General features: G+C 64.2%; 27 protein-coding genes. 6 read left to right on the forward strand and 21 right to left on the reverse strand.

What is annotated here, in order from left to right:
* Window positions 1-61 precede the first annotated feature (61 nt).
* Together LCM4577_RS08670 and LCM4577_RS08675 are read right to left on the reverse strand one after the other, a co-directional pair.
* A complete protein-coding gene (locus tag LCM4577_RS08670) occupies window positions 62-1,297 on the reverse strand; it encodes a Zn-dependent hydrolase (RefSeq protein WP_071030943.1) in 1,236 nt (411 codons plus the stop codon).
* A complete protein-coding gene (locus tag LCM4577_RS08675; RefSeq protein WP_071030942.1) occupies window positions 1,294-2,496 on the reverse strand; it encodes a diaminopropionate ammonia-lyase in 1,203 nt (400 codons plus the stop codon). The genes LCM4577_RS08670 and LCM4577_RS08675 overlap by 4 nt, the downstream gene beginning before the upstream one ends.
* A gap of 102 nt (window positions 2,497-2,598) precedes the next feature.
* Here LCM4577_RS08675 and LCM4577_RS08680 point away from each other — a divergent pair, with 102 nt between their 5' ends.
* The gene (locus LCM4577_RS08680; RefSeq protein WP_071030941.1) at window positions 2,599-3,075 is read left to right on the forward strand and encodes an Lrp/AsnC family transcriptional regulator; all 477 of its coding nucleotides are present in this window, start codon (window positions 2,599-2,601) and stop codon (window positions 3,073-3,075) included.
* A gap of 169 nt (window positions 3,076-3,244) precedes the next feature.
* On the opposite strand, the gene LCM4577_RS08685 is transcribed toward LCM4577_RS08680, so the two are convergent.
* The 8 genes from LCM4577_RS08685 to LCM4577_RS08720 all read right to left on the reverse strand — a co-directional run bounded on the left by LCM4577_RS08685 (window position 3,245) and on the right by LCM4577_RS08720 (window position 9,615).
* Window positions 3,245-4,210: a branched-chain amino acid ABC transporter permease gene (locus tag LCM4577_RS08685; RefSeq protein ID WP_071070764.1), complete on the reverse strand. Its 966-nt coding sequence runs from the start codon at window positions 4,208-4,210 to the stop codon at window positions 3,245-3,247.
* A 1-nt stretch (window position 4,211) separates the two neighbouring features.
* Window positions 4,212-5,099, reverse strand: a complete 888-nt coding sequence (locus tag LCM4577_RS08690) for a branched-chain amino acid ABC transporter permease (RefSeq protein ID WP_040980698.1) — start codon at window positions 5,097-5,099, stop codon at window positions 4,212-4,214.
* 7 nt (window positions 5,100-5,106) lie between these two features.
* On the reverse strand, window positions 5,107-5,811 hold the full coding sequence (locus LCM4577_RS08695) for an ABC transporter ATP-binding protein (RefSeq protein ID WP_071030939.1): 705 nt from the start codon (window positions 5,809-5,811) through the stop codon (window positions 5,107-5,109).
* Window positions 5,808-6,620: an ABC transporter ATP-binding protein gene (locus LCM4577_RS08700; protein ID WP_071070766.1), complete on the reverse strand. Its 813-nt coding sequence runs from the start codon at window positions 6,618-6,620 to the stop codon at window positions 5,808-5,810. Before LCM4577_RS08700 ends, LCM4577_RS08695 begins: the two co-directional genes overlap by 4 nt.
* Window positions 6,617-7,825: an ABC transporter substrate-binding protein gene (locus LCM4577_RS08705; RefSeq protein WP_071070768.1), complete on the reverse strand. Its 1,209-nt coding sequence runs from the start codon at window positions 7,823-7,825 to the stop codon at window positions 6,617-6,619. The genes LCM4577_RS08700 and LCM4577_RS08705 overlap by 4 nt, the downstream gene beginning before the upstream one ends.
* Window positions 7,826-8,114: 289 nt before the next feature.
* Window positions 8,115-8,531 (reverse strand): type II toxin-antitoxin system HigA family antitoxin, encoded by a 417-nt coding sequence (locus LCM4577_RS08710; RefSeq protein ID WP_071070770.1) that lies wholly within the window; start codon window positions 8,529-8,531, stop codon window positions 8,115-8,117.
* Window positions 8,531-8,827 (reverse strand): type II toxin-antitoxin system HigB family toxin, encoded by a 297-nt coding sequence (locus tag LCM4577_RS08715; RefSeq protein ID WP_041009523.1) that lies wholly within the window; start codon window positions 8,825-8,827, stop codon window positions 8,531-8,533. Before LCM4577_RS08715 ends, LCM4577_RS08710 begins: the two co-directional genes overlap by 1 nt.
* An 80-nt stretch (window positions 8,828-8,907) precedes the next feature.
* Window positions 8,908-9,615 (reverse strand): SDR family NAD(P)-dependent oxidoreductase, encoded by a 708-nt coding sequence (locus LCM4577_RS08720; RefSeq protein ID WP_071070772.1) that lies wholly within the window; start codon window positions 9,613-9,615, stop codon window positions 8,908-8,910.
* 312 nt (window positions 9,616-9,927) lie between these two features.
* Between LCM4577_RS08720 and LCM4577_RS08725 the strand changes: the two genes are divergently transcribed.
* Window positions 9,928-10,254, forward strand: coding sequence for a hypothetical protein (locus LCM4577_RS08725; RefSeq protein ID WP_071030934.1), 327 nt, complete (start codon window positions 9,928-9,930; stop codon window positions 10,252-10,254).
* Between the two features lie 116 nt (window positions 10,255-10,370).
* Here LCM4577_RS08725 and LCM4577_RS08730 read toward each other — a convergent pair whose 3' ends face one another.
* The 4 genes from LCM4577_RS08730 to LCM4577_RS08745 form a co-directional block, all read right to left on the reverse strand.
* The gene (locus LCM4577_RS08730; RefSeq protein ID WP_071030933.1) at window positions 10,371-10,973 is read right to left on the reverse strand and encodes a YdeI family protein; all 603 of its coding nucleotides are present in this window, start codon (window positions 10,971-10,973) and stop codon (window positions 10,371-10,373) included.
* Between the two features lie 133 nt (window positions 10,974-11,106).
* Window positions 11,107-11,829: an amino acid ABC transporter ATP-binding protein gene (locus LCM4577_RS08735; RefSeq protein WP_071070774.1), complete on the reverse strand. Its 723-nt coding sequence runs from the start codon at window positions 11,827-11,829 to the stop codon at window positions 11,107-11,109.
* A complete protein-coding gene (locus LCM4577_RS08740; RefSeq protein WP_040980680.1) occupies window positions 11,816-12,484 on the reverse strand; it encodes an amino acid ABC transporter permease in 669 nt (222 codons plus the stop codon). The genes LCM4577_RS08735 and LCM4577_RS08740 overlap by 14 nt, the downstream gene beginning before the upstream one ends.
* 130 nt (window positions 12,485-12,614) lie before the next feature.
* Window positions 12,615-13,430 (reverse strand): transporter substrate-binding domain-containing protein, encoded by an 816-nt coding sequence (locus tag LCM4577_RS08745; protein ID WP_198541030.1) that lies wholly within the window; start codon window positions 13,428-13,430, stop codon window positions 12,615-12,617.
* A 327-nt stretch (window positions 13,431-13,757) separates the two neighbouring features.
* Here LCM4577_RS08745 and LCM4577_RS08750 point away from each other — a divergent pair, with 327 nt between their 5' ends.
* Window positions 13,758-14,486, forward strand: a complete 729-nt coding sequence (locus tag LCM4577_RS08750) for an SDR family oxidoreductase (RefSeq protein WP_071070776.1) — start codon at window positions 13,758-13,760, stop codon at window positions 14,484-14,486.
* Here the strand turns inward: LCM4577_RS08750 and LCM4577_RS08755 are convergent.
* A complete protein-coding gene (locus LCM4577_RS08755) occupies window positions 14,437-15,378 on the reverse strand; it encodes a LysR family transcriptional regulator (RefSeq protein WP_071030930.1) in 942 nt (313 codons plus the stop codon). The two genes, LCM4577_RS08750 and LCM4577_RS08755, sit on opposite strands and share 50 nt — an antisense overlap.
* 13 nt (window positions 15,379-15,391) lie before the next feature.
* Complete coding sequence (locus LCM4577_RS08760) at window positions 15,392-16,294, reverse strand: S1C family serine protease (protein ID WP_040980673.1); 903 nt, start codon at window positions 16,292-16,294, stop codon at window positions 15,392-15,394.
* Between the two features lie 224 nt (window positions 16,295-16,518).
* On the opposite strand from LCM4577_RS08760, the gene yghU reads away from it, so the two are divergent.
* The gene (yghU, locus tag LCM4577_RS08765) at window positions 16,519-17,388 is read left to right on the forward strand and encodes a glutathione-dependent disulfide-bond oxidoreductase (RefSeq protein WP_041009511.1); all 870 of its coding nucleotides are present in this window, start codon (window positions 16,519-16,521) and stop codon (window positions 17,386-17,388) included.
* 31 nt (window positions 17,389-17,419) lie between these two features.
* Here yghU and LCM4577_RS08770 read toward each other — a convergent pair whose 3' ends face one another.
* Both LCM4577_RS08770 and LCM4577_RS08775 read right to left on the reverse strand, forming a co-directional pair.
* Entirely contained in the window at window positions 17,420-17,965 is a 546-nt protein-coding gene (locus tag LCM4577_RS08770) for a YbhB/YbcL family Raf kinase inhibitor-like protein (protein ID WP_041009509.1), read from the reverse strand.
* Window positions 17,966-18,230: 265 nt separating this feature from the next.
* Complete coding sequence (locus LCM4577_RS08775; protein ID WP_198541033.1) at window positions 18,231-19,400, reverse strand: PLP-dependent aminotransferase family protein; 1,170 nt, start codon at window positions 19,398-19,400, stop codon at window positions 18,231-18,233.
* A gap of 172 nt (window positions 19,401-19,572) precedes the next feature.
* On the opposite strand from LCM4577_RS08775, the gene LCM4577_RS08780 reads away from it, so the two are divergent.
* Both LCM4577_RS08780 and LCM4577_RS08785 read left to right on the forward strand, forming a co-directional pair.
* Window positions 19,573-20,412: a sulfotransferase family protein gene (locus tag LCM4577_RS08780; RefSeq protein WP_371410034.1), complete on the forward strand. Its 840-nt coding sequence runs from the start codon at window positions 19,573-19,575 to the stop codon at window positions 20,410-20,412.
* A gap of 222 nt (window positions 20,413-20,634) precedes the next feature.
* Window positions 20,635-20,949, forward strand: a complete 315-nt coding sequence (locus LCM4577_RS08785; RefSeq protein WP_040980665.1) for a GYD domain-containing protein — start codon at window positions 20,635-20,637, stop codon at window positions 20,947-20,949.
* Between the two features lie 57 nt (window positions 20,950-21,006).
* Here LCM4577_RS08785 and LCM4577_RS08790 read toward each other — a convergent pair whose 3' ends face one another.
* The 3 genes from LCM4577_RS08790 to LCM4577_RS08800 form a co-directional block, all read right to left on the reverse strand.
* On the reverse strand, window positions 21,007-21,276 hold the full coding sequence (locus LCM4577_RS08790; protein WP_131803220.1) for a hypothetical protein: 270 nt from the start codon (window positions 21,274-21,276) through the stop codon (window positions 21,007-21,009).
* Window positions 21,277-21,582: 306 nt separating this feature from the next.
* On the reverse strand, window positions 21,583-22,305 hold the full coding sequence (locus LCM4577_RS08795; RefSeq protein WP_071070782.1) for a DJ-1/PfpI family protein: 723 nt from the start codon (window positions 22,303-22,305) through the stop codon (window positions 21,583-21,585).
* A 73-nt stretch (window positions 22,306-22,378) separates the two neighbouring features.
* A complete protein-coding gene (locus tag LCM4577_RS08800; RefSeq protein WP_371410037.1) occupies window positions 22,379-23,572 on the reverse strand; it encodes an amidohydrolase family protein in 1,194 nt (397 codons plus the stop codon).
* Window positions 23,573-23,603: the final 31 nt, after the last annotated feature.

Genomic DNA, 23,603 nt, shown 5'->3' on the forward strand with positions numbered 1-23,603 from the left:
CAACATGACTATTTTTGGTGGTATTTCGCTGCCGCTGCACCCATCTGCGTTCCTCCCGCGATCAGTCGGCCGCCAGCCGGGCGGCGACGCCGAGCAGGATGTTGGCGCCGGCAACCAGCCCGTCGGGAGCGGTGAATTCGGCGGGGCTGTGGCTGATGCCGCCCCGGCTCGGCACGAAGATCATCGCCGACGGCGCGATGCGCGCGATCATCTGCGCGTCGTGGCCGGCGCCCGAGGTCATGCGCAGGCACGAAAGGCCGGCGGCCCTGGCGCCATCCTCGATCAGCGAGACGATGCGGGCATCGAACGTCACCGGCTCGAAACGCGCCAGGCTTTCGGCGTGGACGGTGACGCCGGCGCTTGCGGCCAACTTGTCGAGGAAGGCGACGAGCGCCGCTTCCATCTCACGAAGGTGCATCTCGTCGGGGTCGCGAAGGTCGATGGTGAAGGTCGCTCGGGACGGGATGACGTTGATGGCGTTGGGCTCGAAGGCCATGGTGCCAACAGTGGCGACGGTGCGCGTCGATGACGCGCTGGCCCGGTCGGCGAGGAAGCCGATCACCTGCGCCGCGGCGACGCCGGCATCCCGGCGCATCGACATCGGCGTAGTGCCGGCATGGTTGGCCTCCCCGTCGATCGTGATGCGCTGCCAGGAAATGCCCTGCAGGTTTTCGACCGCGCCGACGGCGATGCCTTCGCGCTCAAGCACCGGCCCCTGCTCGACATGCAATTCGACATAGGCGTGCGGCTTGAGGAAGCCGGGCTCGTGCTCGCCGGCATAGCCGATGCGTTCCAGTTCCTTGCCCAGCACCGTGCCGTCGGTGCCGATGGAGGCCAGCGCTTCCTCGAGGTCGCGGCCGCCGGCAAAGACCAGCGAACCCATCATGTCGGGCGAAAAGCGCACCCCCTCCTCATTGGTGAAGGCGGCGACGACGAGCGGACGGGCCGGCGCGAAGCCGGCCTCCTTCAGGCTCTCGATCGCTTCGAGGCCGGCAAGCACGCCATAGCAGCCGTCATAGATGCCGGCGTCGATCACCGTGTCGATATGCGAGCCGAGCATGACCGGCGACTGGCTTTCGGTGGCGCCTGTCTTCCAGATGCCGAAGATGTTGCCGATGCGGTCGATGGCGACCTCAAGCCCAGCCTCTTCCAGCCAGCCGACGAGGCGGTCGCGGCCGAGCTTGTCCATGTCGGATGCGGCGACGCGGACCAGCCTGCCCTGCGCGTCGCGGCCGATTCCGCCGAGTTCCTGGATGCGGCCCAGAAGCCGGTCGGCGTTGATGGTCAGATTGCTCATGCCGGCTGCCTCGCGTTTGCGACCTCGTCCGGCGCCATGCCGACCAGTTCGGCATATCGGCCAGGATCCGTCGCGCCTTCGGAGTTTATGATGAGCACGCGCGAACTGGCGTCGAGGCCGAGCGCAGCGCGCATCTTGTTATCGCCGGCAGCGCGGATCAGTCCGGCGAGCCCTGCCCCGCCGCTCTCGCCGGAGACGATCGCCGGATCATCGCCCGCAGGCCGCGCCAGGCGGTTCATCACCGACACCGCGTCTTCCTCCTCCACCGTCATGAAGGCATCGCCGATCCGTGACAGCACGCGCCAGGCGACCAGCGACGGCTCGTAGCATTCGAGCATCGCCATCACCGTCGGCTTGCTGTGCGCGATCGTCACCGGACGTCCGGCCTTGGCCGTCTCATAGACGCATGCCGCCCGCGCGGGCTCGACCACGGTCACAGTCGGCCTCGCGTCGCCGCGCGCAATGGCGAGATGGCCGGCCACCGCCGCGGCGAAGCCACCGACGCCGGCCTGCAGGAAGACATGGGTGGGCGGCTCAGGCAAGCGTTCCAGCGCTTCGCGCACGATCACGGTGTAGCCCTGCATCACCAGTCCCGGGATGCGTTCGTAGCCCGGCCAGGATGTATCGGAGACGACGGTCCAGCCGCGCTCGGCGGCGACGCGGGCGGCTTCCCTGACCGACTGGTCGTAATCGCCGGCGACGCGCACCATCTCGGCGCCGAAGCGGGCGATGGCCGCCACGCGTTCGTTGCTGACGCCCGAATGGACGAAGATGACCGAGCGCGCGCCGACAAGGCCGGCGCCCTGCGCCACCGAGCGTCCATGGTTGCCGTCGGTCGCGCAGGCGAAGGTCATTTGCGCGGCGATCGCCTTCACCTCAGGCTTGCGCAGGTCCTCGACCGCGACGGCGTGGCCGAGCCGCCTGCCAGCCTCCTCCAGCACCAGATGCATCACGGCATAGGCGCCGCCCAGGGCCTTGAAGCTGCCGAGGCCGAGGCGCTTGCCCTCGTCCTTGATGTGGAGCGCACCGATGCCGAGTTCGGCCGCCAGCGAGGGCAAGGCATGAAGCGGCGTCTCGGCATGGTTGTCGCGCGCGGCAAGGAAGCGCCCGGCCTCCTGGGCGCCGGCAAGCCCAAGCGTCGCGGCGTCTTCCTCGGTCAGCGGCTGGCGATGGTCGGGGCGGCGGTTGAGCAGGAACATGGGTTTCTCCGTCTTGATGGCTGAAATTTATTGCAAGCCAGGCGAAAAAGGCGCTCTCTTTTGGCGCTTGAAATGCAAGTTTGTTTCGTTTGGAACACTGCCATGTCTATTTCGCCCGACCTCGACGCCTTCGACCGTGCCATCCTCGCCATCCTGCAGAAGGACAACGCCACGCCGCAACGTACCATCGGCGAGGCAGTGAACCTCTCGGCGCCAGCCGTACAGCGACGCATCAAGCGCATGGAGGAGACGGGCGTCATCCGCGCCAATGTCGCGTTGGTCGACCCGGCCAAGGTCGGCCACCCGATCACCATATTCGTCGAGGTCGAGGTGGAGAGCGAGCGCGCCGAGTTGATCGATGCCGCCAAGCGCGGCTTCGCGGCGGTCCCGGAAGTGCAGCAATGCTACTACGTCACCGGCGAGGCCGACTTCATCCTCGTCGTCACGGTGGCCACCATGGCCGACTACGAGGCACTGACCAGGCGGCTGTTCTTCGCGAACAACAATGTGAAGCGGTTCCGCACTTTTGTTGCGATGGACCGCGTGAAGGTTGGGATGGAAGTGCCGGTGGGGCGCTAATCTCCCCCCTTGAGGGGGAGATGTCGCCGAAGGCGACAGAGGGGGTCGTCTCACATAGAGCGCAACGCCGTCTAACATCGAGCAAAGGGCGTTGGCACTCCACGCGCGAGGCCCCCCTCTGGCCGCTTCGCGGCCATCTCCCCCTCAAGGGGGGAGAAGCGCGCCGCACTCAACCTCCGCGCCCCAACCACCGCACATAGATCTCGCCGACGATCCCGCGCCGGAAGATCAACACGCAGACCATGAAGATCAGGCCGGTGGCGATGGTCACCGGGAAGCCGGACGTCGCCAGCGTGTTCTCCAGCCCCACGACGAGGCCCGCTCCCACCACCGGGCCGACCATGGTGCCGATGCCGCCAAGCAGCGTCATCAGGATCACCTCGCCCGACATCTGCCAGGTAACGTCGGTGAGCGTGGCGAACTGGAAGACGATCGCCTTCGTAGCCCCTGCAAGACCGGCGAGCGCGGCCGACATGACGAAGGCGGCGAGCTTGTAGCGGCCGACGGAATAGCCGAGCGAAATGGCGCGGTTCTCGTTCTCCCTTATCGAGCGCAGGATCATGCCGAAGGGCGAGTTGACGATGCGCCAGATGGCGAAGATGCCGAGCAGGAAGATCGCCAGCACGAAGAAATACATGGTCATCGGCACGTTGAGGTCGAGCATGCCGAAGAGATGGCCCCGCGGCACGCCCTGGATGCCGTCCTCGCCTTCGGTGAAGGACGCCTGCACGCAGAAGAAATAGAACATCTGCGCCAGCGCCAGCGTGATCATGGCGAAATAGATGCCCTGGCGGCGGATGGCGAGGAAGCCCATCACGAGGCCCATCAAGGCGGCGCCCGCGGTGCCGAGCAGGATGCCGGCTTCCGGCGGCCAGCCCCAGGCTTTCACCGCATAGGCGCAGAAATAGGCGGCACCGCCGAAGAAGGCGGCGTGGCCGAAGGAGAGCAGGCCCGTGTAGCCGAGCAGCAGGTTGAAGGCGCAGGCGAAGAGCGCGAAGCACAGCATCTTCATGACGAAGATCGGATAGATGACGAAGGGCGCGGCGATCAGCGCCACGATGCCCAGTGCCACCAGCGCCCGTTCCAGCCTGACGGAGGCGGCGGCGCGCTGTGCGTGAAGGGTCGCCCCGCTCATCTCAGGCGTCCCTTCCAAACAGGCCGGCGGGCCTGAGCAAAAGCACGATCGCCATGATGACGAAGACGACGAGGTTCGAGGCCTCGGGATAGAACACCTTGGTCAGGCCCTCGGCGAGGCCAAGCATGTAGCCGGTGACGATGGCGCCGAGGATCGAGCCCATGCCGCCGACCACCACGACGGCGAAGACGACGATGATCAGGTCCGAGCCCATCAGCGGGCTGACCTGATAGACGGGCGCGGCGAGAATGCCGGCAAGGCCCGCAAGGGCCGCGCCCAGCCCGTAGGTGAGCGTGAGCAGCAGCGGCACGTTGACGCCGAAGGCCTGAACCAGTTCCGGGTTCTCGGTGGCGGCGCGCAGATATGAGCCGAGCCTGGTTTTCTCGATCAAAAGCCAGGTGCCGATGCAGACGATGAGCGAGGCGACCACCACCCAGCCGCGATAATTGGGCAGGAACATGAAGCCGAGATTGGTGCCGCCGGCGAGCAGCGTCGGCACGGCGTAGGGATTGCCCGAGACGCCGTAATAGTAGCGGAACACGCCTTCGATGACCAAGGCGAGGCCAAAGGTGAAGAGCAGGCCGTAAAGCGGGTCGAGACGGTAGAGGTGCGACAGCGCCACGCGCTCCACCGCCATGCCGAACAGACCGACGATCAGCGGCACCAGGACCAGCGCCGGCCAGTAGCCGATGCCGAGATGCACCAGCAGCAGGTAGCCGATGAAAGCGCCCAGCATATAGAGCGCGCCATGGGCGAAGTTGATGATGCGCAACAGGCCGAAGATGACGGCGAGGCCGAGGCTGAGCATGGCATAGAAGGAGCCGTTGATCAGGCCAACAAGGAGCTGGCCGAGAAGCGCCTGGATGGGGATGCCGAAGACCGTCAACATGGCGCGATCATACCCCCAGCACCTCGTGCAGCTTGTCGGTGTGCGCGGAAAGCTGGCCGACCGGGAAGCCTTCGACCACCTTGCCATGGTCCATCAGATAGAAGCGGTCGGCAATGCGGGCGGCGAAGCGGAAGTTCTGCTCGACCAAGAGGATGGTCATGCCGCGCTTCTTCAGCGTCGCCAGCAACTCGCCGATGCGTTGCACGATGACCGGCGCCAGGCCTTCGGTCGGCTCGTCGAGCAGAAGCATCTCAACGCCTGTCCTCAGAATGCGGGCGATGGCCAGCATCTGCTGCTCGCCGCCGGAAAGCTTCGTTCCCTGACTGTTGCGGCGCTCCTTGAGATTGGGGAACAGCTCGAAGATCTCTTCCACGCTCATGCCGCCCTTCGCCACGACCGGCGGCAGGATGAGGTTCTCGTCGACGGTAAGGGTGGCGAAGATCCCGCGCTCCTCCGGCACGAAGCCGATGCCCTGGTGGGCGACGCGGTGCAGCGGCAGGCCGATCAGTTCCTTGCCGTTGAAGGTGACGCTTCCCGTCCGCTTGCGGATTAGCCCCATGATGGCGCGCAGCGTCGTCGTCTTGCCGACGCCGTTGCGGCCGAGCAGCGTCACGGTCTCGCCGCGCATGACGTCGAGGTTAACGCCATGCAGCGCATGGCCCTCGCCATACCAGGCGTGGAGGTCGCGCACGGCAAGCAGCGGCTCACTCATGCCCCGCCCTCTTCATGCTCCGTCCCCATATAAGCCACGCGCACGCGCTCGTCCCGGCTCACGGTGGCGTAGTCGCCGGCGGCAAGCACCTGGCCGCGCTGCATGACGGTGATCCAGTCGCAAAGATCGGCAACGACGGTGAGGTTGTGCTCGACCATCAGCACGGCGCGATCCTTCGCCAGCGAGCGGATGATGCCGGAGATCATGCCGACATCCTCATGCCCCATGCCGGCCATCGGCTCGTCGAGCAGAAGCACTTTCGGATCGAGAGCCAGCGTGGTGGCTATCTCCAGCACGCGCTTCCTGCCATAGGAGAGATCGCCGGCCAGGCGATGCGCCGCTTCGTCCAGCCCGACGATGGCGAGCAGCTCGCGCGCCCTTGGCGTGAGCTGGTCGAGTGCGGAGAGAGAGCGCCAGAACTGGTAGCCCAGCCTGCTTGGGCGCTGCAGCGCGACGCGCACATTGTCGAGCACCGAAAGGTGCGGAAAAATCGCGGAGATCTGGAAGGAGCGCACGAGGCCCATGCGCGCCACTCTTGCCGGCGGCGTGCGGGTGATGTCGGTGCCGAGCAATTCGATCCTGCCGCTGGTCGGCTGCAGGAACTTGGTCAGCAGGTTGAAGATGGTCGTCTTGCCGGCGCCGTTCGGGCCGATGAGCGCATGGATCCTGGCATGATGAACGTCAAGGTCGACATCCTTGACCGCGACGAAGCCGGCGAAGTCGCGCCGCAAACCGCGGGCGGAAAGCACCACCCGCGGCGTCTGTTCCTTGCCGTCCGACCGGACGGCGGCGGCGGTTTCGAGCGTCACTTGGTGACGAGCGGGCAGCCGCTGTCCTCGGCCTTCATGAAAGCCTTGTCGCCCGGAATGGTCGCCAGATAGGTGTAGTAGTCCCAGTCCTTCTTCGACTCTTCCGGCTTCTTGACCTGGTAGAGATACATGTCGTGCACCATCGAGCCGTCGGCCTGCACCTTGCCGTTGGCGGTGAAGACGTCGTTGACCGGCATTTCATGCAGTTCCTTGGCCACCGCCTCTGTCTCATCGGTGCCGGCCTTGTCGATGGCCTTGAGATACTGCGTCACCGCCGAATAGGTGCCGGCCTGGATCATGTTCGGCATGCGGTTGGTGCGCTTGAAGAAGCGTTGAGCGAATTCGCGGCTCTTGTCGTCGCGATCCCAGTAGAAGCCCTCGGTCAGCACAACGCCCTGCSCCGCCTGCAGGCCCAGGCCATGCACTTCGGCGAGGGTGAAGAGAAGTGCTGCAAGCCGCTGGCCGCCGGCGACGATGCCGAACTCGGCCGCCTGCTTGATCGAGTTCGACGTGTCGAGGCCGGCATTGGCGAGCCCGACGATCTTGGCGCCGGAAGACTGCGCCTGYAAAAGGAAGGAGGAATAGTCGGTTGAGCCCAGCGGATAGCGCACCTCCCCCAGCACCTTGCCGCCGCTCGCCTCGACGAGCTTGGCGGTCTGGTCCTTCAGCGAATAGCCGAAAGCATAGTCGACGGTGATGAAATACCAGCTGTCGCCGCCCTGTTTGACCAGCTCGCCGCCGGTGCCGACGGCCTGCGAATGGGTGTCATAGGCCCAGTGGAAGCCGTAGGGCGAGCACTGCTTGCCGGTCAGGTCGGTGGCGGCGGCACCCGTGACGATGTCGATCTTCTTCTTTTCCTTGGAAAGCCCCTGGACGGCCAAGGCCACGGAGGATGTCGTGAGCTCCATGATCGCGTCGACCTGCTCGGTGTCGTACCACTGGCGCGCGATGTTGGAGGCGATGTCGGGCTTGTTCTGGTGGTCGGCGCTGACGATCTCGATCGGCGCGCCCTGCACCTTGCCGCCGAAATCCTCCACCGCCATCTTGGCAGCCTCGACCGACCACTTGCCGCCGAAATCGGCATAGACGCCCGACTGGTCGTTCAGGATGCCGATCTTGACCTTGCCGTCGGAAATCTGGCCGGCCGCCGCCGGCATTGCAGATGCCGCAAGGAGCGCGGCCGAGACGAGACAGGATGCTTTCACTGGTGGTTCCTCCCTGGTGGCCAACCACAGGAAACGCGGCGGCCTCGCGATGGTTCAATGGTTCTTTCGGATTTTGGATTGGAGCCTCGATCCCGCTCTGCGCTCCTCCTCTTGCAGGTCCTCCTGTTTGCGGACTGGGCCGCAGTGTGCCTTGGGTGCACGGGCGCGAGCCTAGCATCACATTTCGCGGGCCTGGAATGCTATTTTCGTAGCATGGCGGATGAATGGGATGACCAGTTGCCGGAAACGACCAAGAGGCGGTCGCACGGGGATGAGATACCCCGGGCAATCAAGCACGAGCGGCGGCTTTTTTATCCTTTTTGTTGCCCTGGTCGGCCAAGTGATAAGGGGCGATCAGAACCTCTGCGGGGATATGCCATTCACGATTGAGCTTGAAAGCCATATCCATCGTCAGCGCTCGCTTGCGGGCTAGAATCTCAGATGCGCGCGACGCTGACCCGAGCAGCTTTACCAGCGCGTGCCTGCCGAGATTGGCCATCTCCATATGAGCAGTGATCGCGTCCACCGGGTCGGTCTCCGCGATAGGGTAGTTCTTTGCCTCGTATGCTTCGATGAGTTCAGCAAGAACATCGAAACGATCGGCGTCAGGCGTGCCGGGAACCGGCTCCTTGTCAAAATAGCGAGTGATCTCCGCAATCGCCCAATCGTAATCGGCTTCGTTCCTGATGGGTCGGATGTTGTCCATCACACCTTCTCCGCGTCTATCTTGTCGTACTCCGCGTGGGTGCCGACGAACTTAATGAGCACCCTCTTGAACGTATAGCTGACATGCACAATCAGCCGGTACTTGTTGCCCGCAATGTCGAACACCACTCGATTATCAGCTACGAAATCGACGTTTGTGCCGAACTGTTCCTTGATGTCAGCCGGTCCCTTCCACTCGGCCTTGCTCGATGCATTGAACCAGGCCGTCAGCGGCATTTTTGATTGCGGGTGCGTTGTCCAGAAGGTGACGAGCGCTTTCCTGCTGACGATTTGCATGCACCCATATAGCCATTTCCCAAAGCGGGAACAAGAAGGATTTACCCAATTTGGGAAATATCCGCCTCATCGATGCCTGCTCACCACGGCAGCTTTTTGCCGTCGCGGAAGAAGCCGCCGGTCGGGCCGTCGTCGGGCAAGGTCGCGGCCCAGACGATGCCGGCGGCGCCTTGCGCGACGGGACGGCCGCCGGGACCGCCCATGTCGGTCGCGACCCAGCCGGGGCAGATCGAATTGGCCAGCACGCCCGCGCCGCGCAGCTCGGCCGCCAGGATGCGGGTCAGCGCGTTGAGCGTCGCCTTGCTGGCCGAATAGGCCGGCGCGCCGGCGCCCATCGAAGCGAGCGAGCCGCCTTCCGACGAGACGTTGACCAGCCGGCCGCGACCGGAGGCGCGAAGCAGCGGCGCGAAAGCCACCGCCACACGCCAGGCGCCGAAGACATTGGTCTCGAAGGCCTCGCGGATCACCGTCCAGTCGGGCTTGAGCGCCCGCGCCGAAGGGTCATAGTGGATCGCGGCATTGTTGACCAAAACGTCGAGCCGGCCGAACCGGCGTTCGACCTCGGCCGCGGCGCGGGCTGCCGCCTCGGGCGCGGCGACATCCAGCTCGATGGCTTCGACCTTGCCGCCAAGCGTCTTCGCCGCTGCCTCGCCCTTGGCAAGATCACGCACGCCGATGAGGACGCTGAAGCCGAGTTCCGCAAGCTGGCGCGCCGTTTCCAGGCCGATGCCCCGGTTGCCGCCGGTGACGAGCGTCACCTTGCCGGAGTGATCTATGTTGGTGGTCATTGCTCCTGCTCCCGTTCGGTATGTCAGCAGCAAGATGGCATCGATCGGATCGAATGATTAGGGCGCGCAATTCGCACGCATCGTGCGATCGGGCTCATGAAAAGCCTGCCTCCAAACCAGCCGGATGCACGGTCGCCTTCGTCGCAGGCGGCCATCTCTTTCCGCAAGGGAAAGCGTCAGACACAATCTGGAAACAAGATTCAACAGTCGGGAAAAACTCGCGAAAAAAGCGGCTGTCATAAGCGGTACCGGAGCAGCCGAATTTGCGGCGCGCGACAAAGACATCGATCTTAAACCCAAGGATTGCCGATTATGAAAAAGACCCTTCTTTCCGCACTCGGCCTTGCCGTCGCGCTCGCTTTCGCGGTGCCGGCCGCCAATGCCCAGACCGCCACGACGACGACCACGGCTCCGGCGACGACCACGGCTCCGGCTGCGACCACCGAAGCCGCGAAGCCGGCAGCTACCGATGCCGCCAAGCCGGCCAGCAATGGCCCGCACAAGAAGCATCACCGCAAGCATCATCGTCATCATGCTCGCAAGCATCACCACGTGAGGAAGCATTCGAAGCATCACGCCAAGAAGCATCACGTGCGCAAGCACCATGCGAAGAAGCATGTTGCGAAGAAGGCTGCGTAAGGCCCGACGCGTTTCGAACTTCATGACCGGATGATCCGCGACCGCTTGCAAAGGGTTCAGGATCATCGCTTTCCGAAAACGCCGCCCTCCCTTTCGGGCGGCGTTTTTGTTTGCGTTTACGGCTTCTTCTTCTGCGGGTGGATCGCTTCGCCGCGCGCCAGCATGGCGACGAGATCGGCGATCTTCTTCCTGCGTCCCGCTTCGGTCTTCATGTTGTGGGTGCGGAAGGCGAGCGCGAAGCGGTTCTGCGCCGAGAGCCTCTCCAGCATCGCTTTCGCCTTCGGCTCGGCATCGATTGCTGCCTGCAGGTCGGGCGGGATGGTCATCTCCCTCGATCCGCCATAGGCGCGATCCCAGCGACCGTCGGCCTTGGCCGCCTCGACCTCGCGCAGGCCATGCTCGGTCATGCGGCCCGCCTCGATCAGGCGCGCGACATTGTCGATGTTGATCTTGCTCCAGATGCTCTTTTTGCCGCGCGGCGTGTGGCGCTGCAGGAAACTCTTGTCGTCAAGCGACTTGCGAACCGCATCGATCCAGCCGAAGCAGAGCGCGACGTCGATCGCCTCCTTCGGCGTGATCGATGCCAGCCCCGAACCGACCTTGTGAACCTTGATCCAGACCTCGCTTTCGCCGGCATGGTTGTCGGCCAGCCACGCATAGAAGCTGTCGGCATCGCGGAACTCGCGCACCTTGTCTGGATCGACCTTGATCGGGGCCATCGCCACCTCTGCCGCATTGCTGACCGGGAGACAGTCTCGCCGATTCCGCGGCCCATGTAGCCTCCTCTGTTGCCAGTTTCTGTCAGCAGAAGCAGGCACTAAGGCCGATGGAGGGGAATCCGGCGGTCTGGCGCTACAGGATCTTCGCCAGGAAGCTCTTCGTGCGCTCCCTCTGCGGATCCGAGAAAAGCGCCTTCGGCGCCCCCTCCTCGACGATCATGCCGTCATCCATGAAGATCACCCGGTGCCCGACCTCGCGGGCAAAACCCATCTCATGGGTGACGACGACCATCGTCATGCCCTCGACGGCGAGGGTCTTCATGACCTGAAGCACCTCGCCCACCATTTCGGGATCGAGCGCGGAGGTCGGCTCGTCGAAGAGCATGACCGCCGGTCCCATCGCCAGGGAGCGCGCGATCGCCACGCGCTGCTGCTGGCCGCCGGAAAGCTCGTCGGGGTAGCTTTGTTCCTTGCCGATGAGGCCGACCTTGGCCAGCAATTCGCGCGCGACCCTGTTGGCCTCCTCGACCGAGATCTTCTTGACCTTGCGCGGGCCGATCGTGACATTCTCCAGAATGGTCAGGTGCTTGAACAGGTTGAACTGCTGGAACACCATGCCGACATGCTGGCGCAGCTGGTGGATGTTCGTCTTCGGATCGGTCAGCACCATGCCGGCGATCTCGATCTCGCCGCTGGTTGCCTTCTCCAACCCGTTCAGGCAGCGCAGGAACGTGCTTTTGCCGCTTCCCGACGGGCCGATGACGACGACGACCTCCCTTTCCTCCACATGGGTGGTTATCCCCTTGAGGATCTCGTTGTGGCCGAAGGACTTGTGAAGGTCCTTAACGTTTATCAACTTGAAGCCTCCTCTCCAGATAGGACGAGAACTTCGACAGCGAGAAGATGAGGACGAAGTAGAGGGCGGCGATCAGCCCCCAGATGGCGAAGGACGCGAAGGTCTCGGCGATCACGATCTCGCCCTTGTAGACCAGCTCGGCGATGCCGACCGGCGCCAGCAGCGAGGTGTCCTTGATCGTTTGCGCAGCCTGGTTGACCAGCGGCGGAATCATCCGCTTGAACGCCTGGGGCAGGACGATATAGCGCATCGTCTGGAAGCCGTTCATGGCGATCGACTGCGCCGCCTCCTTCTGGCCCCGGTCGACGCCGAGAATGCCGGCGCGAATGATCTCGGTGACATAGGCGCCCTCGTTGAGGCTGAGCGTGAAGGCGGCGGCGAGGATGGGATAGGTGAGCTGACCGAACCACTGGTTGACGGGCAGGATCGCCGGCAGGCCGAGCACGATGAAGAAAAGCTGCACCAACAGCGGGGTGGATCGAAAAATCTCGACATAGCCGGTGGCGATCCAGCGCAGCGGCGCGATTGTCGACAGGCGCATCAGCGCCGCGAACAGGCCGATGACCACCATCAGGAGGATAGCGACGATCGAATACTGGATGGTGAGCCGCAGGCCATCAAGGATGACGGGTAGGTTTTGCCAGATCGAGCCCATGGACCGTGCCTTGGAATGCTATTTCCCGCCTGCCTCGCCGGCGGTGCGCATGGCTCGCGCCATGCGCTCCCTCCGGCCGGACAGGTCGGGAAGCTGAGGGAATCCGTCGTTCGGTCGATCCGAACGGTCCTCAGCCCGAAATCGCAACGGAGGCCGGTTTTTGCACCTCATTGACGACGCCGCTGGTGTCACCTCCAAAATATTTCTCGAAAAGCTTCTGGTATTCACCGTTCTGCTTGATCTTGGCGAGGCCGGCATTGATCTTCTCGACCAGCTCCGGCTTCTGCTTGCTGATGGCGATGCCGTAATATTCGCCGGTCAGCAGCGGGCCGACGGTCTCGACATTGTCGTGGCCGGCCTTGAAGTTGACGTTGACGGGATTGTCGAAGATGACCGCGTCCGCGCCGCCGGTCTCGAGCGCCTGGTAGGCGGCATCGATGCTCTGGAACTGCTTCACATAATCCGCCGCGAAGCCGTGGCTGGTCAGATAATCGACGGACGAGGTTGCCTTCTTGGTGGCGACCACATGGCCCTTGAGGTCGTCGAAGCCCTTGATGCCGGAGTCCTTCTTCACCAGCACCGACAAGCCGGATTTATAGTAGGCGTCGCTGAAATCGACGTTCTGCATGCGGCTGGTCTTGATGGTTATCCCGGCAACCGCGGCATCGATCGAGCCGGCCTGCAGGCTTGGAATGATGCCGTTGAACGGCAGCGTTTTCAGGCTGACCGTCATGTCCTCGGCCTTGGCGATCGCCTTGATCATGTCGATGTCGAAGCCCGTGACCTCGCCATTCGTCTCGGTCTCGAATGGCGGGAAGGTCGTGTCGGCGCCGACCACTATGTTGGTTGCAGCACTTTGCGCCGCCGCCATGGGCGTTGCGCCGAACGAGAATAGGAGGCCGGAAACCAGCGACGTGGCCAGCATGATAAGCGACTTGTTGTTCACAGATATCTCCTTTCGGCGGGCATTCGTCAGCCTGAAATACGTCGACGATCAGGAGTGCGCGCAATGCATGAACTCGGAGCCCGTACTGTGCATCTGGAACGGGCAGCGCCCAAGTCAAGGCTGCCGAAATTGCGGTTCCTCGCGCAGGACCGCGAGGAGCCGGGTTTCCCGCGCGGCCAGGTTCTCGCGACCGTTTATGCCAGAGCCTGAGCTGACAGTCGGCGAGCCCGTCGGCCTCGCCATCGGAGTTTCCGATGGCGCCATCGGTTTCTTCCGTTTCCGCTTCGCCCTGCGACCTGCCAAACCCTCTCCATGCAAAGGAAAGGTATGGACATGGACAAGCAAAGAATCCTGGTCGTCGGCGGCAGCTCGGGTATGGGGCTGGCGCTTGCCAAGCGCTGCCTCGCGGAAGGCGCGCACGTCATCATCGCCGGGCGCGGCGAAGCGAAGCTGAGCGCGGCGCGGGAAGCGCTCGGCCGTCGGGACACGCTTGAAACGGCGGTGGCCGACATCGGCCGCGAGGATGAGGTCGCCGCACTGTTTCAGCGCATCGGCCGGCTCGACCATATCGTCAGCACCGCCGCTGCAATCGAGGGCGCCTACCGGCTGCTGCCCGAGGTCGAGCTTTCAGCCGCGCAGCGTGTGGTGGAAAGCAAGTTCTACGGACCGCTGCTGCTTGCCAAGCATGGAGCGCCGATACTGCCTCCGTCCGGTTCGCTCACCTTCGTCTCGGGCATCGCCGCCTACCGACCCGCAGCGCGCGGCTCGGTGGTCGCCGCGGTCAACGCGGCGCTGGAAGGGCTGGTGCGGGCGTTGGCCGTCGAGCTGGCGCCGATCCGCGTCAACGCCGTCTCGCCGGGTTGGGTCGACACGCCGATCTGGGGGTTCGTCGTTGGCGATGCGAAGAACGAGACGCTTGCCGCGATGGCGGAGCGCTTGCCTGCGGGGCGGGTCGGAAGGCCCGAGGACATCGCCGACGCGATCCGCTTCCTGATCGGCAATGGCTTCACGACGGGAGAGACGCTGCATGTCGAGGGCGGGCACCGTCTGATTTGACCGGGACGAAGCCCTCCCCCACAGCGGTGAGCAGCGCCTTCAGCGCCGGCGGCTGGACGCGCCGGCGGCGCCAGATCATCACGACGTCCGCCGAGCGGACCGGGCCGGGCCAGGCAAGTTCGGCAACCTCGCCGCGGTCGATCGCGGCAGCGACCGCGAGCCGCGGCACGAGGCCAAAGCCGGCGCCGGCCGCCACCAGGCCGGCGATGGCATCGATGCTGCCTGCTTCGGCGGCGAGGCTAGGTTTGCCCAGGCCCGCTTCGGCAAACGCCTTGTCGACCATGGCCCGGTAGACGCAACCGGTCTCGGTGGCGACGAAGTGCTTCTCGGCCAGCGCCGCCAGATCGACATCCGCGCGGTTGTCGCCGGGCGGCACGATCAGCGCAAGCGGCTCGGCCGCCACGACGCGCCTGGCAAAGCGCAGGTCCGGCTCACCGATATTGGACCGCTCGAAGCAGAGAGCGACGTCGATCTCGCCGTCCTCCAGCCGGCGCAGCAACTCGCCGCTGCCGGCCACCTTAAGCTTGATGTCGATGCCGGCATGCGCGGCGCGGAAACCGGCGAGCCAGCCGGCAAGCCTTGCCGAGGCGATCGTCTCCAGGGCGCCGATCGACAGGCTGCCGGCCGCCTCGGCTTTGGTGGCATCGATGACGGCGCGGGCATCGTCGGCGAGCGTCAGCAGGTCCTCGGCATAGGGTTTCAGCGCCTCGCCGGCCGGCGTCAGGGTAAGCCCCTGCCGCGAGCGGGTGAAGAGGTTGGCGCCCAGCTCGGTTTCCAGCGCCTGGATCTGGTCGCTGACGCTCGACTGCGCGAGATTGACCTGTTGCGCCGCGCGCGTGACGTTGCGGGTGCGCGCGACCGCCAGAAAGGTTTTCAGCAGCCTGGGATGCATAAGGGCGCCGAACCTATTGGAGTTGCGGCTTTTTCAGAAAGGAATTGCGGTCGGCGGATTTGACGCGCAGCCAGGTCTCGCGGCCGTCGCGCACGACGCGCAGCGGTATTTCCGAGCCGGCCGGGTTCTGCCAGAGCTTTCTGTAGAAATCCGCCAGACCGTCTACCTCGCCGTCGCGCACGTCGGAGATGATGTCGCCCTGACGCAGGCCCGCCTTGGCGGCCGGGCCACCTTCCGCCACGCTCATCACCACCACCATGCCGTTCGACTCGGCCGAGAAGGCGCCGAGCCAAGGGCGCGGCGCCGTCGCGGTCTGGCCGCGCTTGATGAGATCGTCGAGGATCGGCGTCAAAAGGTCGATGGGCACCACCATATTGATGTCGGCGACCTCGCCGGCCCGGCTCATCTGCAGGCGCAGCGAACCGACACCGAGCAGCTTGCCGTCGCCGTCGAACAGCGCGGCACCGCCCCAGGACGGATGCGCGGGCGCCGTGAAGATCGCCTCGTCGATCAGATATTCCCAGTAGCCGGCGAATTCCTGCTTGGTGACGATATGCGCATCGACCTGCTGGCCGATGCCGTCGGCGAGCGTCACGGCATCGCCGATATTGGCCTTCCTGGCGTTGCCGAACTGGACGGGCGGCAGGCCGAGCGGCGCCAGCGCCTGGACGAGACCGAAACCGGTCTCCTGGTCGTAGGCCAGCGCGTGGGCCGCGACCACGCGGCCGTCCTGGTCGGTCAGCCACACCTCCTCGGCCTCGGTGATGAGGTAGCCGATGGTGAGCACCAGCCCATTGTCGCGGATCACCACGCCGCTGCCTTCGCGGCGCGTGCCCAGCGCGTTGGCGGTGAAAGCGTCGTCCGGCACCATGGCGCGCACGGCAACGACGGAGCGCGAAATTTTCCCGATGGTCATCGATCCATCCTGCATTGCGGGTCTTCGCCTATTAAGTATGGCCGGAGGCGCGCGGCGCAAGGGCCCTCGTCCTTCTCCCAGTGGGAGGAGGGAAGCCCTGCATGCTGGTACAAGCGCTAGTTCAACGAAGATTGAACTTTTTTCTTTGACGCGCGCGCAACCGCACCTAAGTCTATCGCCATCAGCAGACGTCGCAGTTCTCCGAACCTACAGGGCCTCCGCACATGGACGAATATATCCCGCCGAAAGTCTGGACCTGGAACAAGCCGAATGGCGGTGAGTTCGCTTCGATCAACCGGCCGATCGCAGGCCCGACGCATGAGAAGGAATTGCCGGTCGGCAAGCACCCGCTGCAGCTCTACTCGCTGGCCACGCCCAACGGTCAGAAAGTGACGATCATGCTGGAGGAGCTTCTGGCGCTCGGCCACAAGGGCGCGGAATACGACGCCTGGCTGATCAAGATCGGCGACGGCGACCAGTTCGGCAGCGGATTCGTCGAGGTCAACCCGAACTCGAAGATCCCGGCGCTGATGGACCGCAGCGAGCCGAAGCCGGTGCGCGTGTTCGAGTCCGGCTCGATCCTCACCTATCTCGCCGAAAAATTCGGCGCGTTCCTGCCGACCGAGCGCGCGGCGCGCGCGGAGACATTTTCCTGGCTGTTCTGGCAGATGGGTTCCGCACCCTATCTCGGCGGCGGCTTCGGCCATTTCTACGCCTATGCGCCGCACAAGATCGAATATGCGATCGACCGCTTCGCCATGGAGACCAAGCGGCAGATGGACGTGCTCGACCGCAGGCTGGCGGAGAGCGAATATCTCGCAGGCCCCGATTACACCATCGCCGACATTGCGGTTTGGCCCTGGTATGGCGGGCTCGCCAAGGGCCGCAGCTACAACAACGCCGCGGAGTTCCTGTCCGTGCACGAGTACAAGAACGTCCAGCGCTGGGCCGACGCGATCGATGCGCGGCCGGCGGTGAGCCGCGGGCGCATGGTCAACCGCATGTCCGGCGATCCGGCCTTCCAGCTGCGCGAGCGCCACGACGCCAGCGACTTCGAGACGAAGACGCAGGACAAGCTGGAGGCGGCGGAGTGAGGGTAATCTCCCCATCAAGGGGGGAGATTAGCTACCTTCCATAAGTATACGTCACCGTCGCCTGGCCGAGCGCGGAACTCTTGGCGGCGACCGAGACCATGTCCGGCAGCGGATTGTCCGGCGTGCGCAGCGTCTTTTCGCCCAGCGCATAGAGCGTGAAGACATAGTGATGGTCGCCGCTGCCGGGCGGCGGGCACGGGCCGAAATAGCCGACGCGGCCGACGTCGCCTTTACCCAGTACCGAGCCCTTGGGCATGCGCTTGCCACCCTGCGCGCCGGCGCCCTCGCGCAGTCCCTTGGCGCTCGCCGGGATGTTCCAGGCCAGCCAGTGCCAGAACCCTTTGCCGCCGTTGGCGTCGGTGTCGAACATGGTCAGCGCATAGCTCTTCGTGCCGGCCGGCGGATCCTTCCAGGCAAGCGCGATCGAGACGCTCTGCCCACCGCAGCCGGCCTTGTCGCCGAGATATTTCGCATCCCATTTGCCGTCGGAGACCGAGGGGCTGGATATCTCGAACGCCTGCGCCTGGGTGGCCAAGGCGACCAGGGCAAGCATGGTGAAGCTGACGCGCAAGATCATTTGATCCTCCCTGAACAACACAGCGTAGCGGAAAAGCGGCCCGAAAAAGGGCAAGCAGGCGCGACCGCCTGCCTGGACAAAGAAAAAGCCCCGCCGGTGGAGGCCGTCGGGGCTCTTTCGTTCGGACTATGGAGGTGGGACCCCACGGCCGGTCGATCCAGGGGGTGTTGGATCGATCACGACACTAACCGAGGAATCGGCCGCGCGAACAATCACGCCTGCGCACTACCAATCACGCCTGCGCGAGACGGCGGTGATTGAAGGCTTATCCCCGCAGCAGCTTCGCCAGCCGCGGCACGCCTTCGTTCACCGCGCGGTCGTCGGCAAGCGTGAACGACATGCGCAGCGTGTTGCGGCCGGTGCCGTCGGCGTAGAAGGCGTTGCCCGGCACGAAGGCGACGCGCGCCTCCTTGACCGAGCGCGCCAGCAGCTCGGTGGCGTCCGTGCCTTCCGGCAGCGTCAGCCAGACGAACATGCCGCCGTCCGGGCGGCTCCAGGAAACGCCGTCGGGCATGTTGGCTTCGAGCGCGCCAAGCAGCGCGTCGCGCCGCTTGCGGTAGGCGCCGATCAGCTTGTCCACCTGGGCGTCGAAAATGGTTTCGGCGACGCGGTGCATGACCATCTGGTTGATCGAGGGGCTGTGCAGGTCGGAGGCCTGCTTCATCAGCACCAGCTTTTCCACCACATGACGCGACGCGCAGACCCAGCCGACGCGCATGCCGGGCGACAGGATTTTCGAGAAGGAGCCGCAATAGAGCGTGCGCGCATGATCGATGCCGCCGGAGCGGGCGCAGTCGAGCGCCAGGATCGGCGGCACACCCTCGCCGTCATAACGCAGCGCGCGATAGGCGGCGTCCTCGATGRCGGCGATGTCGAGCTCGCCGGCCAAGTCGAGCACCGCCTCGCGCTGCTTGGTGTCCAGGGTGCTGCCGGTCGGATTCGCGAAATCCGGCACCAGATAGGCGAACTTCACTTTGCCGCCATTTGCGGCCGCGGCAGCGCGATAGGCCTCCGGCGTCATGTTGCCACCGGCGGTGTTCAACCGGTCATAGCGCGGCTCATAGGCGTTGAAGGCTTGCAGCGCGCCGAGATAAGTCGGCCATGTCACAAGCGCAGTGTCGCCGGGGGACAAAAAGAGCTTGCCGAGATAGTCGAGCGCCTGCTGCGAGCCGGAGGTGATGAAGATGTTGCCTTCGTCGCATTGAACGCCAAGCTTGCCCATATAGGCGGCCAGCCATTTGCGCAGCGGCAGGAAGCCTTCGCTGACCTGATACTGCAGCGCTGCCCCCGCGTCCGTGCCGCCCAGCACCGCCTGGTAGGCATCGCCGATCGCTTCGGCTGGAAACAGCGACGGGTCGGGAATGCCGCCGGCGAAGGAGATGATGTCCGGCTGGTCGAGCAGCTTCAACAGCTCGCGGATTTCCGAAGCCTTCATGCGCGAGGAGCGCGAGGCCAGAAGGTTCAACAGGGTCAAGGCGCACCTCCCGCGGGGCGTGTTTATTTAGGTCAGCCTGGTTGACCTATTATCAGGCCGCGCCCTTCGCGTGAATACACAAAACGGTCATGGCGCATCGTCGAGGCGACATCTGGCCCAGAAATTTCACCGAATGCTAATGGAAAACCGTTGCGCGACTGGGCGGACAGGCGCACGATTAAACCAGGGATCCGGAAACCGCGAGAAAATCAATCCGGACCAATGGGGACGCGCAATGACGCTCGAGGTCATCGGGGCCGGCTTCGGCCGCACTGGCACGTGGTCGACTTTCGCCGCACTGAACCGGCTCGGTCTTCCGAGCTATCATATGCAGGAAGTCATCATCAACAAGGCAAACAAGGGCCATTTGGATTTTTGGCGCAAGGTGGCGAACAGCCCGCCGGGCAGCCAGCACGACTGGAACCGGGTGTTCGCCCACTACAAGGCCACCGTCGATAATCCAGGCTGTTGCGTGTGGAAGGAATTGATGGCCGCGTACCCCCGCGCCAAAGTGCTTCTGACGCTGCATCCGCGCGGTGCCGAAGCCTGGTACGACAGCACTATCGACACGATCTACTTCACCGAGAATGTCTGGCAGTTCAAGGTGCTGGAATGGCTGACGCCTTTCGGCCGCAAGTTCGGCGACATGTCGCGCAAGCTGGTGTGGGGCCGCACGCTGAAAGGCGTGATGAATGACCGCGACAAGGCGGTGGCGCGCTACAACGCCTATATCGACGAAGTGAAAGCGGCGGTATCCCCTGAGAGGCTCCTGATATTCAAGGTCACCGACGGCTGGGGTCCGCTCTGCGATTTCCTCGGCGTTCCGCTTCCCAACGAACCCTTCCCCAACCTCAACGACCGCGCCAGCATCAAGAAGATCATCCGCGAGATGATCATCGGCTCCTATATGATGCTGGCAGGTATTGTGCTGGCGGTCGCGTTGGTGATCGGCGGACTCTGGTGGCTAGCCTGACGACCCGCGTTTGCAGGTCCCGGAACATCGCAAGATTGCCGTTATATTAGAAAAGGCGCATATTATGCCAAGCCGGAGCCTTCGCTCCGGTTGGACCGCCCGTTGGCCAGGACTGCCCGAGCGGTCCACGGACAGACCAGTCAAATGCCAGGAGAGAACAGGCACGTCCGTGCTGCCCACATCATTGGGTGGCCGAGGCAGTGATATTAGGAGGAGAGTCCCATGAAGGTTACCATATTGGCGACTTATGAACCCCACGCCGCCAAAGGGCTGATGCAAGGATCGAACCGTGAGGTTGCAATCGCAGCGCTGTTTGAAAGCGTGGGCGGCAAGATGAACAGCCTGATGTTCACGCGCGGCCTCTATGACGTCATCGTCAACGGCGAGGTGCCGGACCAGATCGCCGGGATGGGGATGACGCTCGCGGTGCGGGCAAGCGGTTCGGTAAGCGATCTCGTCGTCCTTGAAGAGCTCGACATGAAGGCAGTGATCGCGGCCGCCAACAAGGCAGCCGGCGCTTACAAGCCGGCCGGCTGACGGCCTGGCCGGCGGCTTGGGCGTTCATGCGCTCCATGCCGCCGGCTCTCAAATGTCCTAAAATGGCAACCGGATTTCGTCGAGGTGGTTCGACTGTTCCGGCCAGCCGATATCCTTCTTGATCTCGGTCGGCAGTTCGTTGAGCTGGCGCGTCGTGCGGCGGCGCTTGCTTGCCTGCGCGAAGGCGGCGCGGATCCGGTTGAGACTTTTGAACATGGAAAGCTCCCATAAATCAGCGGCGCAAACCGGTGCCGCCTCTTCACCCAGCGCCGCTTTTGCGATGCGTCTGTAACCGGTGGATTGCGCACGAACGGTGAAATGCTTCACGAAGCCGAGGCGGCTTGAAACATATGCATGCAAATTAATTTATGGGATCGGGCATGCGGCCTGCCAGGCGGCGTAGCCTGCAATGTCAGACGCTTGGGCTTGTCGCCTGGTGCAGCGATTCACGTCCCTTAAGGGCTGCGCCTTACTCCGGCGCCTGCGCATCCGAACCACTTGGTCTCGCGGTCTGTGCCGAAAGCCGGCCTTTGCTGACGAGCGTCGGCTTTGAGTATTCTCTCTTCATGGCAAATCCCGAGCCCGCGTGGAAACATGCGGCGTCGGCGCACAAGCTGCAAAGCCGGCCGCCGCTCAGTTGGCCGACGACGCGAGCCTACCACCCAGCGCCTGCTCTATCCCTGCGCGGGCTGCGGCGTTGCGCTGTGTCATCAGCGCCGTTGCCGCCTTGGATGCCTTGTCGGGATGGCCGGCATCGAAAGGCGGCTCAGGGTCGTACTCGATCGAGAGCTGGATGGCTTTTGCAACGTCAACTCCGGCAAGTTCAGCGATGATCGCGAAAGCGAAGTCGAGGCCGGCGGAAACGCCAGCCGAGGTGAAGACATTGCCGTCGCGCACGATACGCGCTTTTTCGTAAGTCGCGCCGACAAGCGGCAGCAGGCTGGTGTGGGCCCAATGGGTGGTGGCCCGCTTTCCCCGCAGCAGCCCGACGGCGCCAAGCAGAAAGGCGCCGATACAGACCGATGTCACGTAACGCGCACCCGCGGCCTGACGGCTGATGAAACCAAGCGTCTCCGCGTCAGCGAGCGCTTCGACGATGCCGGCGCCGCCAGGCACGCAGATCAGATCGAGCGGCGGACAGCCTTCAAAGGTGCAGTTGGGCATCAACAGGAGGCCCCGATCGCTCTCGACCGGCGCCATGGTTTTTGCCGCGACGTAAGTCTGCGCGTTAGCAAACCTGCTCGGCTCGGACATAGAGGGTGGCGTTGCGAGCCGGCTCAAAACCTCGAAAGGACCGGTGAAATCGAGCTGGGTGATGCCCGGGAAAACCACGAAGCCGACATTGAATTCCGACATGGCTATCCCTCCAAGCCACTCGGGTGCAATATAGCTTCTCCGGCAATATTAGGCGAGCGATATGTAAGGCGACCTAGGTGGCCAGCTTCCCACCCCGGGCTACTTCCCTGCCGGCCCGATACACGGTGCGCTCCTTCGGCACCGCCACCACCGCTTCCGGGACATGCTCGGCCCTCAGCGCGACGAAATCCGCCCTGGCGCCGACGGCGATGCCGTAGCCTTCGAGGCCTAGCACCTTGGCGCCGGCATGGCTCACCACATCATAGGCCGCTTCCAGTTCCCAATCCTCGTAGAAGCCGGAGCGATAGCCGATCATGTTCGCGCGGTTGAGCATGTCGCCATCGCCATAGGGCCACCAGGAATCGCGGATGTTGTCGGACCCGGCGAAGACGGTAACGCCCGCCTTGCGCAGCGCCGCCACCGGCGGGAATGGATGATCGCCGGGCGCGTTGGTCATGATGGCGACTCCGGCAACGGCGATGCGCTCGGCCGCGGCGGCCAGCGCCTCGGCGGAAATATCGCCCAGCCCGTAGGCGTGGCTGACAACGACCTTTCCTTGCATGCCCGACGCTATGGTCCGGGCGACGATCTCCTCAATCTCGAACAGGCCAAGCGTGCCGCGGTCATGCAAGTGGATGTCGATACCGGCGCCGCGTTTTTCGGCAAGGCCGAACACCACATCGAGGTGTCCGTTCACATCGCGGTCGAAGCTTGCCGGATCTAGCCCGCCGATCAGGTCGCAGCCGAGCTTAAGCGCCTCGTCGAGCAATTCCGCAGTGCCTGGCGAGGATAGGATGCCGCTCTGCGGGAAGGCGACAAGCTGGATATCGATCAGGTCGCGATATTTCTCCCGCACCCCAAGGATCGTCTCCACATGCTTCAACCCGACCGCGGCATCGACCATGACATGGCTGCGCATGGCGAGGCTGCCATGCGCCACGCAGAGCTCGAGCTGGTTTCTCGCCCGCTCCGCCATGGGTGCTGCCTGCTCGAGGTTGCGCATCTGGAAGGCGACCCGCTCGCGCACGTCAAAACCGTTGGTGCAGGGAATGTGCGGGCGCCAGACATCGCCGTAGAATGAAGTGTCGAGATGGATATGGCCCTCAACGAAAGCCGGCAGCACCAACTGGCCGGCGAGATCGATAGCGCCGGTCAGCGGCGCATTAGCGGCAGGCGCGACAGCGCTGAAGCGGCCGCCGGCGACGGTGAGGTCGCAAAGCGAGCCATCGGCAAGCCTGGCGTTGAGAAAATGAGTCTGGTTCACGATGCAATCCCTTGAAAAGGAAAGCGTCAGTCGT

This window comes from Mesorhizobium sp. LCM 4577, assembly GCF_001854795.2.
In the GTDB taxonomy this organism is placed as follows: domain Bacteria; phylum Pseudomonadota; class Alphaproteobacteria; order Rhizobiales; family Rhizobiaceae; genus Mesorhizobium; species Mesorhizobium plurifarium.